Source organism: Thermomonas sp. XSG (assembly GCF_014678725.1).
Classification (GTDB): Bacteria; Pseudomonadota; Gammaproteobacteria; order Xanthomonadales; family Xanthomonadaceae; genus Thermomonas.
This window is the reverse complement of record NZ_CP061497.1, coordinates 2,724,475-2,735,698: the sequence shown is the minus strand read 5'-3', so window position 1 is coordinate 2,735,698 and position 11,224 is coordinate 2,724,475. Positions and strand designations below refer to the sequence as shown.

Genomic DNA, 11,224 nt, shown 5'->3' with positions numbered 1-11,224 from the left:
TTACTCCTGCCCCGCGACCGGGAACAGCTTGATCACGGTGGACTCCGGCGGGAGGTCGGAGAACACCGCGATGTTGCGGCCGTTCCTGATCATCTGCCAGAACGGGTGGGTGGTATCGACGAGGAAATAGGTGGTGTTCGGGCTCTTCTGCGGCAGCTCTTCCGGCGGCACCGGCAGGAGGTCGATCTTCAGCCCGAACAACGCTGCCGACAGCAGCCGCGGCATCTCGTCCATCGACGCGATCTTGCCGGTACGCGACAGCCGCGCGAACAGGTCGGCGCCCTTCTGCTCGGACTCGAATGCAAGGTAGAAGCGGGTCTTGTCGCTTTCGAACAGGTTGGCCGGTAGGTCGGCGCGGTAGAAGCGGCCGTCGTACGCCAGGGTGATGCCCACCTCTGCGCCCACGGTAAGCGCCTTGATCAGCGCCTCCGCGCGGTCGAAGCCGATCCGGAAGCAGCGCCGCAGGTCTTCATGGTCATAGTCCGGGAGTTCGGTTTCGCGCGGGTTGGCAGCCAACTCGCCGAAATAGCCGATGTCCTCGGAGAACACGGAGAACTCCGCCACCAGCCGGCGCAGGTCCTGGTACATGGCATAGGCCGACACCGTGTTCAGCAGCGCGTGCTCCTGGAACAGCGGGATGTGCCGGGCGAAGGTCTGCATCATCAGCACCCGCATAACCTCCTGCGCGCTGGTCGAGGCGGCGCGGATGCCGCGCTGGCGCTTGATCGCGGCGAAGTCCTGGCCGCGCGACACCAGCAGGTCGCGCAGCGCCCGCGTCCACCGCGCCAGGTTGTGCGAGGCGCCGATGGCCGTGGTCGGCGGGATATAGTCGTGCGACAGCTTGTATTTGCCGGGGCCCGCCGGCAGCAGCTCGGCGAACTTGTAACTGTCCGAGGCACGCACGATCGCCTCGGCGTTCTCGTCCAGCCCGGTGACGATGTTGCCCTGGTACAGCAGGAACTCGATGTCCGCCTCCGGCGCCTGCGGATCGAACGGATCGGCCAGGCTTTCGGTGGCCAGCGCGTGGCGCGCCTGCAGCCGTTCGGAGTCACGCTGGACCAGGCCCTGCAGGTTGCGCTCGGCGTTCAGCACCAGCCACAACGGCACCGGGTCGTTGCCGGTACTGCGCAGCTCGCCGATGTTGCGCTGAGGCACGCGCGCGTTGCCGCCGGCGGTATCGAGCGCACCACCGGCGAGCCGCTCGCCATTGCGTGTCACCAGCGTGAACCGCTCGATGTCGACGACGCCGCTGGCCAGCGCGTCCTCGCGCAGGCGAAGCGCTTCGAACCCCCACGGGAACGGCGTCAACCGCAGGTGCAGTGCATGGCGCGCGGCCTGCGTCCAGGCGTCCTGCGCCTGAAGATGCTGCGGGCTCAGGAACGCACCCTGCCCCCAGTGGACTTGCCGATCACCGCTCATGCCGAATGCCATGCCAACTGCTCCCTGATACCCACGAACACCGCTTTCCCAACACAACGCGGGACGCCATTCAAAACGGCATCGCCTCGATTCGATAGCCATCGCCGCGCAGCCGCGCGATCAACCCCTGCGGACCCACCAGGTGGATCGCCCCCACCGCGACGAAACTCGCGCCATCCTGGAACGCCGTCTCCAGCGGACCGATCCAGCGCGCATTGCGGTCCTCCAGCAGGCACAGCCGTGCGCGCTGCTCGATCGCCTTCGCCGACCCGTCCAATCCGTCCATGCGGTCGATGCTCGCCAGCCATGCATCAAGCACGCGACTGCGATAGAACGCCATCGCCTCCGCCGATTCGATGCGCAGCACCCACGACTTGCGCAGGCGCTCGTCCAGCACCTGCACGTGCTCGTGGGCCGGCACGCAGTCCAGCGCCTGCAGCTGCTGCTCCAGCGTTTCCAGATGCAGCATCCGCTTGCCCGCTGCGGCGGCGGCGCGCTGCAGGCGTGCATCCATCGTCGCCTCGCCGCCGTGTTCGCCGCGCGCCTCCAGTAGCGCCAGCACCGCCCACGGCTTCATCCGCCGCAGGTCCTGCGGGCGTATGGCCGGCAGCAGCGCCTGCGCCCGGGCCATTCCCTCCGCATCGATCATTGCATCCAGCGGGGCGTCTTCCGGCAGCCAGCGGTAGCCGTCGTAATCGGACTTCCACGACGAATCGATGTCCACCTCGTTGATGAAGGTGCCGCTGCCGTCGATCAACTGCTCGAGCTGTCCGTAATCGATACCCTGCTCCTCCGGCGTACCGAAGTGGATGGTGCCCAGCAGGTAGCTCACCGGCTGGTCGGGGACAGGCGATGCGGCGCCAGCCTCGGTCACCTGCACCGGCAGTACGGCGGGCACCGGCGGCGTCACCTTGAACAGGACCCCCCGCTCGCGCGCCATCGTGATGGCTGCGACGTCTGCTTCAACAGCGGCAGGCGCCGGCGCGCCCGTCCCGGTGCCTGCGCTCGCCGCCTGCACCGATGCCGAGGGCGCTGCGTCCTGCGAGGGTGGTCGCAACTGCGTACCCACCGCTTCGCTGGCGGCATGCGCGGCGACACCGCGCAGCGCCTGTTGCGCCGACAGCGGCCAGGACAGCGCCAGCAGCAGCGCAAGCAGCCCGACCCGGCCCGTCCGCAGGGCGGGCCTGGATCCATCGCACTGGCGTGGGGCTGGATGCTGCGACATGACGTGACGGCGATCGGTTGGGCGACGCCGGCCATGGCGCGCATCGCCGGCATTCTTCGCCCTGGGTGTTGTCCGCAGCCATATGTCGTAGGACGTATGTCGTTGGAACGGCGCTCAAGCCTTGCTGGCCGCTCGTCGCGCCGTCTATCGTGAAAGAAGGAAACGCCCAGCCCTCCACCCACCGGCGCGTGTCCCGTTCGCGCAACAAGGAACGCCCATGCCGGGCGCACGCATGCAGGTAGCGACGTGAAAGTACTGCTGGCCGATGACCATCGCCTGATCATCGAAGGCGTGAAGCTCAAGCTCGCCGAGCTCGACCCGGCGCTGGAAACCGTGGTGGCGATGAACCTGGAAGAGCTGGAGCAGGCACTCGCCAGCCACGGCGACTCGCTGGATCTGGCGCTGCTCGACATCGCCATGCCCGGCACCCAGGGTTACGAACACGTGGCGCGCCTGCGCGCGGAGGCACCGGGCCTGCCGGTGATCGTGCTGTCCGGATCGGAAGACGCGGAGCTGATGCGTGCGCTGATGGACCTCGGCGTACTGGGTTTCATCCCGAAGGCCTATTCGCCGGACGTCATGCTGTCCGCCATCCGCCTGGTGCTGGCCGGCGGCGTCTACATCCCGCCGCAGCTGCTGGCCAGCGCGCAGGCACAGGGTTGGCAACCCGGCGCCGGGGCGGCACAGTCCGCCAGCCGCGAGGCCGGCGCGCACGCGGGCAGCACGCATTCACTGGACGGGTTGCGCCAACTGCTGACCGAACGGCAGGTGGACGTGATGCGCTTGCTCTCGCAGGGCAAGCCGAACAAGCTGATCGCACGTGACCTGGGGATCAGCGAAGGCACGGTGAAAATCCACCTTGCGGCGATCTTCCGCGCGCTGAACGTGCGCAACCGGGTCGAGGCCGTGGTGGCATCGCGCAAGCTGCAGGGGCTCTGAAGCCGCGCACCACGCTTCGCCTATGGCCTCCGCCGTATTGTCCGGCACGGCCCCGCGGCGCAGCCTGATCGCAGGCACCGGCCCGCCGACGCGGCGTAGGAATGCGCATGATTCCGCTCGATCCCCATCACCATCCCGCCCCGTTCCGCTGGCATGGCACGCTCCGCACCCTGCTGCTGGCGGTCGGCGTGGCGACCGGCACCGTCGCGGCCGCACAGAGCGCCCCGGAAGTCCCAACCAATCCCGATCTCGGACCCGCGTTCGCTACCCGCAACGCGGCCTATGTACCGATCCTGCTCGACGAGATCCCCGGCTGGGAGAACGAGGACTTCGGTGAGGCCTTCGCCAGCTTCAGCACCAATTGCCGGGCGATGAAGCGGCGCAGCGCGTGGGCGCCGCTGTGCGCGAAACTCGCCGGCCTGCCCAGGAACGAAGATGCACTGCGGCAGTTCCTGCACGAGGAGTTCTACGCCTACCAGATGCTGACACCTACGCGCAGCGCCACCGGCAAGCTGACAGGCTACTTCGAACCCCTGATCGCCGGTTCGCTCACCCGCCAGGGCGCCTATCGCTACCCGGTCTACGCCACCCCACCAGACCTGCTGATGGTCGATTCGCGCACCGTGGCCGGGCAAGCCACGCGCTGGCTGAGGCGTGCTGACGGGCGACTGGTCGGCGCCGACAGCGGCGATGCCGGCGCCCGCGAATACCGCATCGACCTCGGCGGCGCCTCGCCCAATCCGCGCGACAAGCGCTACCGCGTGCGTGTCGACGGCAATACCGTCCGGGCCTACTACACGCGCCAGCAGATCGATGCCAGCGGGCTGGATGCCCCCGTGCTGGCCTGGGTGGCCGACCCGTACAAACTCTATTCGATGCAGATCCAGGGTTCCGGCAAGATCCAGCTCAAGGATGGCGGCCTGATCCGGCTGGCCTATGCCGAGCAGAACGGACAGCCGTTCCTGCCCAATGCCACCCGTGGCGATGCCGACGCCATGCTGCTGGCGATCAAGGCGCGCGGCCTGGACCAGCCGCTGGCGGTGGATGTCCCCGGGGGTACCCGCGGCACGAAACGGCCCGGCGGCGACGCCGCGGTGGATGCCGAAGTGGCGCGCATCGTGGCCGCCCTCCAAGGCGGCGCCCCCGCTGCCTCGGGCTCCGCATCGCCATCGCCACGCATGAAGGCCAAGCCGAAGGGCAAGCGGCCGCCCGCGCAGGCGAGCACCGGTACGCCCCACGCCGATGCTTCCGAAGTGGAGGCCATGATCCAGCTGCTGCTGAACGCGCCGGTGGCCGACCCGACCTACGTTGTGCCGGAGGAAGACACGCTGCTGGCCTCCAGCCCTGCACCCGCAACCACCGGCAGGCCCGATGGCAAGGGCGCCGCCTCCCCGGAAGCGCGCATGGACATGTCCGAGTTCGAGGGCAAGGGCGGCGGCAAAGCCGCGGGTCACGCGAGCGGCAACGGCGTGCCAGTGCCGAACACCGGCATCCTCGACCCCAGCTACGTGTTCTTCCGCCGAATCGGCGATGGCCCGGAAGGCCCGATCGGCGCGTTGGGCGTGCCACTGAGCGCCGGCCGCTCGATGGCGGTGGACCCGCGCGCAACTCCGCTGGGCGCACCGGTGTTCATCGAGGGCACCCGACCCGGCAGCGACGCCCCCATGCGTCGGCTGGTATTCGCCCAGGACACCGGCGGCGCCATCCGGGGCAGCGTGCGTGGCGACTTCTTCTGGGGCTTCGGTGACAAGGCCGGCAAGATGGCGCTGGCCACCAACCAGCCGGTGCGGATGTGGCTGCTGCTGCCCAAGGCCGTGGCCGGAAGCGCCGCCGCCAGCGGCATCAAGACCCGCGGTGAGGGCGGCGGGCTGCGCGACTGCGCGGTGCCGGACGAGGAGCTGTGCGTGGAGGAGTGAGCGGGCACCGGCGCGGCCGCCCCGGAGGACATAGACCATCCGGCGAATGGCTGCGCCGCGCCGCGCTCACTAGCCTGTGTCCTCGCCCGTCGCGCACCGCGCGGGGCCCGGCCAACGCCGCAGGACCGCCATGCTCGACGATCTGCTGCCGTACTACGAGAACGAACTGACCTACCTCCGGCGGCTGTCGAAGGAGTTCGCCGCGCGCTATCCCAAGATCGCCTCGCGCCTGCAGATGGAAGGCGAGGTTTGCGAGGATCCGCACGTCGAGCGGATGATCGAGTCGTTCTCCTTCCTCACCGCACGCATCCACAAGAAGCTGGATGACGAGTTCCCGCAGATCACCGAAGCGATGCTGTCGGTGCTGTACCCGCACTTCCTGCGCCCGGTACCGTCCATGTCGGTGGCGCAACTGGCGCTGACTCCCGGCGCCGACATCAACGAGATGCAGGAGATGCCGCGGCACAGCGAACTGCTGACGCGCCCGGTGCAGGGGCTCCCGATCCGCTACCGCACCGCCTACCCGGTGGAGATGTGGCCGATCCGGGTGGCAAAGGCGCAGCTGGAAGCGGCCGAACGCTCCGCCTTTGCCGTCACCCGCAACGACACCGTCGCCACCCTTCGGCTGCGCATCGAGGCCACCGGCCAGCTGCCCCTGTCGCAGCTGCCGATCCGCCAGCTGCGCTTCTATCTGGATGGCGAAAGCCCGCTGGTGCATGCGCTGCACGAACTGCTGCTCAACTCCGCCGCCGGCATCACCCTGCGTGCGCCAGACGATGCGCCACAGGTGCCGCCGCTACGGCTGCCGCCCGGCAATCTGCGCCCCGTGGGCTTCGCCGAGGAAGAAGCCCTGCTCGACTACGACCCGCGCTCTTTCCTCGGCTACCGGCTGATCCAGGAATATTTCGTGCTGCCGGAAAAGTTCCTGTTCGTGGACCTTGCGGGCCTGGACCTGTCGCGCTTCGAGCGTGCCGTGGAGATCGCAGTCGAGTTCAATGCCTTCGGCCGGCCCGAGCGGCTGGCGCGGCTGGAGCAGACCGTCTCGGCGGAGACCTTCCGGCTGTTCTGCACGCCGGTGGTCAACCTGTTCAAGCAGCAGGGCGAGCCGATCCGGCTGTCGCAGGAGCGCCACGAATACCAGGTGGTTCCCGACGTGCGCCGGCCGCTGGGGCTGGAGGTCTACTCGGTGGACTGGGTGCGCAAGTTCAGCCGTGGCCCGGGCGGTAACGATTCGATGGAATTCCATCCCGCCTATTCGGTACAGCATGGCCTGCACGACGATGGCAACGGCCACTACTGGTATCTGCAGCGTCGCCCGTCGCTGCTGCCCGGAGACGATGGCGCGGACGTGATGCTGAGTCTGGTCGACCGCGATATGAATCCCCGTACGCCCGGCGTGGACACGCTGTCAGTCAGCCTCACCTGCACCAACCGCGACCTTCCCTCGCAACTCCCGTTCGGCGGCGACGACAGCCTGCTGCAGCCGGAACAGGGCGGCGTGATCGCGTCCGCGCGGCTGCTGAAGAAGCCCAGCCCGACCTGGCGCGCCCCGATGCGACAGGCCAACCAGTGGCGGCTGATCTCGCATCTGTCGCTCAACCATCTCTCGATCGTCGACGGCGGCCGGGAAGCACTGCTGGAAATCCTGAACCTCTACAACTTCGCCGACTCCAGCTCGCTGCGCAAGCAGATCGCGGGCATCACCCGGGTCAGTGGGCATCCGTCAGTGACGCGGATCGGGCGGGCACCGCGGCAGGCCTTCGTGCGCGGCACCGAAATCGAACTGGAATTCGATGAAAACCAGTACGTGGGCTCCGGCGTCTATCTGATGGCCTGCGTACTGGACCACTTCTTCGGGCTCTACTGCACCGCCAATTCCTACACCCGCCTGAGCGTGCGCAGCGAGCAGCGCGAGGACTGGCTGGTGCGTTTCGGCCCGCGCAGCGGGAGCCTGCCGCTGGTATGAGCGAGGACATCGCAGCCGCCGCGCCCACCACCACCGAGCCGCGCGACATCGACCCGATGCGCCCTGCGCTGGAACGGCTGCAGGCGCAGCCGGGGCGGTTCGGCTTCTTCCAGGCGGTGCGGTTGCTGTATGGGGCCAATGGGTTCGACGGCCGCGGCAGCGGCGCGCGCCCCGGACCGCTGCGCTTCGTGACCCCGGCGTCGCTGGCCTTTCCCGTGTCGGAGCTGGCCTCGATCGATGGCCACGACCGCGACACCCGGGTATGCGTCAACTTCATGGGCCTCACCGGCCCGTCCGGCGTGCTGCCGCGCAGCTATACCGAACTGCTGATCGCGCGCCGGCTGGACCGCGATCGGGGCGCGCAGGAATTCCTCGACATCTTCAACCACCGCCTGGTAGCGCTGTTCTGGCTCGCCTGGGCGAAGCACCGGCCGGAAATCGGCCGCGAATTCGGCTTCCAGAACTCGGTGCTGCGCTACCTCGAGCATCTGGTCGGGCTGGGCACGCCCGCGCTGCAGGCGCGGCTGCATCCGGGGAGCCGAACCTCCGCTGCAAAGCAGCTGCCCGGCGCGGCGATGGCCTACTTCTCCGGCCTGATCGCACAACGCCCGCACGGGGAGCGCGCGATCGCGCAGGTGGTGTCTGCGGTGGTCGGCGCACCGGTGGAGGCCCGCGGCTGCCTGGGCACCTGGCAGACCATCACCGACGAGGCCCGCACACGACTGGGTCGCAACGGCCACCAGCTGGGCGCCGGCTGCGTGCTGGGCGCGCGCTATTGGGACAGGCAGACCACGCTGCGGCTGACCGTGGGGCCCCTGCGGCGCGACAAGTTCAACGCGCTGCTGCCGCGCGGCGAACGCCTGGGCGACGTGATCGAACTCACCCGCTTCCTCACCGGGCTGGCGCTCGACCTGCGCGTGCGGCTGTCGCTGCGTGCAGATGAGGTACCACCGCTGCAGCTGGGTGCACGCGGCGCCGATCGCCCGCAGCTGGGCTGGAACACCTGGCTGCGCGGACCGGCCCGCCAGCAACCCGCAACCGACGCCGAATTCCACTTTTCCGCAATGGGAGGCCAGTCATGGCACTGAATCTGCGCGCGCTGATCGCACGCCTCAACCCCACCGTCCGCAGTGCGATGGAGGGCGCCGCCGGCCTGTGCATGTCGCGCGGCCACTACGAAGTCGAGGTGGAACACGTACTGGCCAAGCTGCTGGAAGTCGAGAACAGCGACATCCGCCGCATCCTTCGCCAGTTCGAGATCGCCCCGGAAGCGCTGGAGCGCGAGCTGGGCAAGGCGCTGGACGGCTTCAAGAGCGGCAACCAGCGCACCCCGGCGCTGTCGGCGATGCTGCCCAAGCTGTTCGAAGCGGCATGGGGCTGGGCCTCGATCGAATTCGGCGAAGCGAAAATCCGCAGCGGCCACGTGCTCGTCGCGCTGCTGGCGGATGCCGAACTGCGCAGGCTGGTGTCGGTCAGCGCGCGCTCGCTGGAGAAGATCAATCTCGAGACCCTGACCAAGAACTTCCACGCCCTGACCGAAGCCTCGTCGGAAGCAAAGGACGCGCGCGCGCTCGGCGATGCCGGCGCGGCGGCGGTCGGCGGCGATGCAGCCACGCCGGGTGCGGCCCCCGGCGGCGGCAAGCCCAGCCGGACGCCCAACCTCGACCAGTACTGCATCAACCTCACCCAGCGCGCGCGCGAGGGCAAGCTGGACCCGGTGCTCGGCCGTGATTCCGAAATCCGGCTGATGATCGACGTGCTGACCCGTCGCCGCCAGAACAATCCCATCCTCACCGGCGAAGCCGGCGTCGGCAAGACCGCGGTGGTGGAAGGCTTGGCCCTGCGCATCGCGCAGGACGACGTGCCGCCGCAGCTGCAGGGCGTGGAGCTGCTGTCGCTGGACCTGGGCCTGCTGCAGGCCGGCGCTTCGGTGAAGGGCGAGTTCGAGAACCGCTTGAAGGGCGTGATCGAGGAGGTCAAGTCCAGCCCGAAGCCGATCATCATGTTCATCGACGAGGCGCACACGCTGATCGGGGCCGGCGGCGCGGCCGGCCAGAACGATGCGGCCAACCTGCTCAAGCCGGCGCTGGCGCGCGGCGAAATGCGCACGATTGCCGCCACCACCTGGAGCGAATACAAGAAGTACTTCGAGAAGGACCCCGCCCTCACCCGCCGCTTCCAGGTGGTGAAGGTGGACGAACCCGACGACGACAAGGCCGTGTCGATGCTGCGCGGCGTGGGCCAGGCGATGGCGGCGCACCACAAGGTGCGCATCCTCGACGAGGCGATCACCGAAGCGGTCAAGCTGAGCTCGCGCTTCATCCCCGGCCGCCAGCTGCCGGACAAGGCGGTGAGCGTGCTCGATACCGCCTGCGCCAAGATCGCGATCGGCCAGAACGCCACTCCCGCGCGGATCGAGGACGCACGCCGGCGTCTGGAGGTGCTTGCGACCGAGCGCGCGCAGCTGGAGAACGAGCAGGCCGGGGGCGCCGACCATGGCAAGCGGCTGGGGGAGATCGCGGACGAATCGACGACGCTCGGCGAGTCGCTGGCCGCCGACGAAGCTCGCTTTGCGCAGGAAAAGGAGCTGGTGGCGAAGATCCATGCCGAACTCGACCGGATCGAAGCGCTGCCGGAAGGCGACCCGGCCCGCACCGACGCACTGGCCACGCTCAACGCAGCGCGCGCCGAACTGAAAGCGCTGCAGGGTTTCGAGCCGATGATCCTGCCGGTGGTCGACGCCTCGGCGGTGGCGCAGATCATCGCCGGATGGACCGGTATCCCGGTCGGACGGATGGTGGCCGACGAGATCCAGACCGTGCTGCGGCTCAAGGAAACGCTCGAGGAACGGGTGATCGGGCAGAGCCATGCGCTGGACGCGATCGCCCAGCGCGTGCGCACCTCGCGCGCCAACCTCGAGGATCCGGACAAGCCCAAGGGCGTGTTCCTGCTGGTCGGCACCTCCGGCGTCGGCAAGACCGAGACGGCGATCGCGCTGGCTGATGCGCTGTACGGCGGCGAGCGCAGCATGATCACGATCGCGATGTCCGAGTACCAGGAGGCGCATACGGTCTCCAGCCTCAAGGGCAGCCCGCCCGGCTATGTGGGCTATGGCGAGGGCGGCGTGCTCACCGAAGCGGTGCGGCGCCGGCCTTATTCAGTGGTGCTGCTGGACGAAATCGAGAAAGCCCATCCCGACGTGCTGGAACTGTTCTTCCAGGTCTTCGACAAGGGGCGCATGGAGGACGGCGAAGGCCGCGAGATCGACTTCCGCAATACGCTGATCATCCTCACTTCCAACGCCGGCACCGACCTGGTGATGCAGGCCTGCAGCGAGTCCGAGGAACTGCCCACCGTCGAGTCCCTGAATGAACTGCTCAAGCCCGAGCTCAATCGGGTATTCAAGCCGGCCTTCCTGGGCCGTACCGCGGTGGTGCCCTATTACCCGCTGCGCGACGAGAACATGCGCAAGATCGTGCGGCTGAAGCTCAACAAGATCGGCAAGCGGATCCGCGCCAACCACGGCGCCGCGTTCGAGTACGACGACGCGGTGGTGGACGCCATCGCCGATCGCTGCACCGAGGTCGATTCTGGCGCCCGCAACATCGACAACATCCTCACCGGCACGGTCCTGCCGGAAGTCTCCGGCTATGTGCTGGAGCGGATGGCCGAAGGCGGCGGCGTCCACGCCATACGCATCGGCGTCGGCGAGGCTGGCCGCTTCGACTATGCGGTGACCTGAGCCGTGCGTGCCGCGGA

At 68.5% G+C, this 11,224-nt stretch carries 7 protein-coding genes; 5 read left to right on the top strand and 2 right to left on the bottom strand.

Annotation, left to right across the window (positions count from 1 at the left end):
- Window positions 1-1,431 carry a type VI secretion system baseplate subunit TssK gene (tssK, locus tag ICG51_RS12800; RefSeq protein WP_190280720.1) on the bottom strand — a complete coding sequence of 477 codons (1,431 nt, stop codon included), beginning with the start codon at window positions 1,429-1,431 and terminating at the stop codon, window positions 1-3.
- A 58-nt stretch (window positions 1,432-1,489) separates the two neighbouring features.
- Complete coding sequence (locus tag ICG51_RS12795) at window positions 1,490-2,644, bottom strand: TraB/GumN family protein (protein WP_190280719.1); 1,155 nt, start codon at window positions 2,642-2,644, stop codon at window positions 1,490-1,492.
- A gap of 246 nt (window positions 2,645-2,890) precedes the next feature.
- Between ICG51_RS12795 and ICG51_RS12790 the strand changes: the two genes are divergently transcribed.
- From ICG51_RS12790 to tssH, 5 genes are all read left to right on the top strand, one after another.
- On the top strand, window positions 2,891-3,583 hold the full coding sequence (locus ICG51_RS12790; protein WP_190280718.1) for a response regulator transcription factor: 693 nt from the start codon (window positions 2,891-2,893) through the stop codon (window positions 3,581-3,583).
- A gap of 107 nt (window positions 3,584-3,690) precedes the next feature.
- Entirely contained in the window at window positions 3,691-5,499 is a 1,809-nt protein-coding gene (locus tag ICG51_RS14390) for an MltA domain-containing protein (protein ID WP_223809456.1), read from the top strand.
- A 130-nt stretch (window positions 5,500-5,629) separates the two neighbouring features.
- Entirely contained in the window at window positions 5,630-7,465 is a 1,836-nt protein-coding gene (gene tssF, locus ICG51_RS12780) for a type VI secretion system baseplate subunit TssF (protein WP_190280717.1), read from the top strand.
- Window positions 7,462-8,553 carry a type VI secretion system baseplate subunit TssG gene (tssG, locus tag ICG51_RS12775; protein WP_190280716.1) on the top strand — a complete coding sequence of 364 codons (1,092 nt, stop codon included), beginning with the start codon at window positions 7,462-7,464 and terminating at the stop codon, window positions 8,551-8,553. Before tssF ends, tssG begins: the two co-directional genes overlap by 4 nt.
- Window positions 8,544-11,207: a type VI secretion system ATPase TssH gene (gene tssH / locus ICG51_RS12770; RefSeq protein ID WP_223809455.1), complete on the top strand. Its 2,664-nt coding sequence runs from the start codon at window positions 8,544-8,546 to the stop codon at window positions 11,205-11,207. The genes tssG and tssH overlap by 10 nt, the downstream gene beginning before the upstream one ends.
- The last annotated feature ends 17 nt before the right edge of the window (window positions 11,208-11,224 follow it).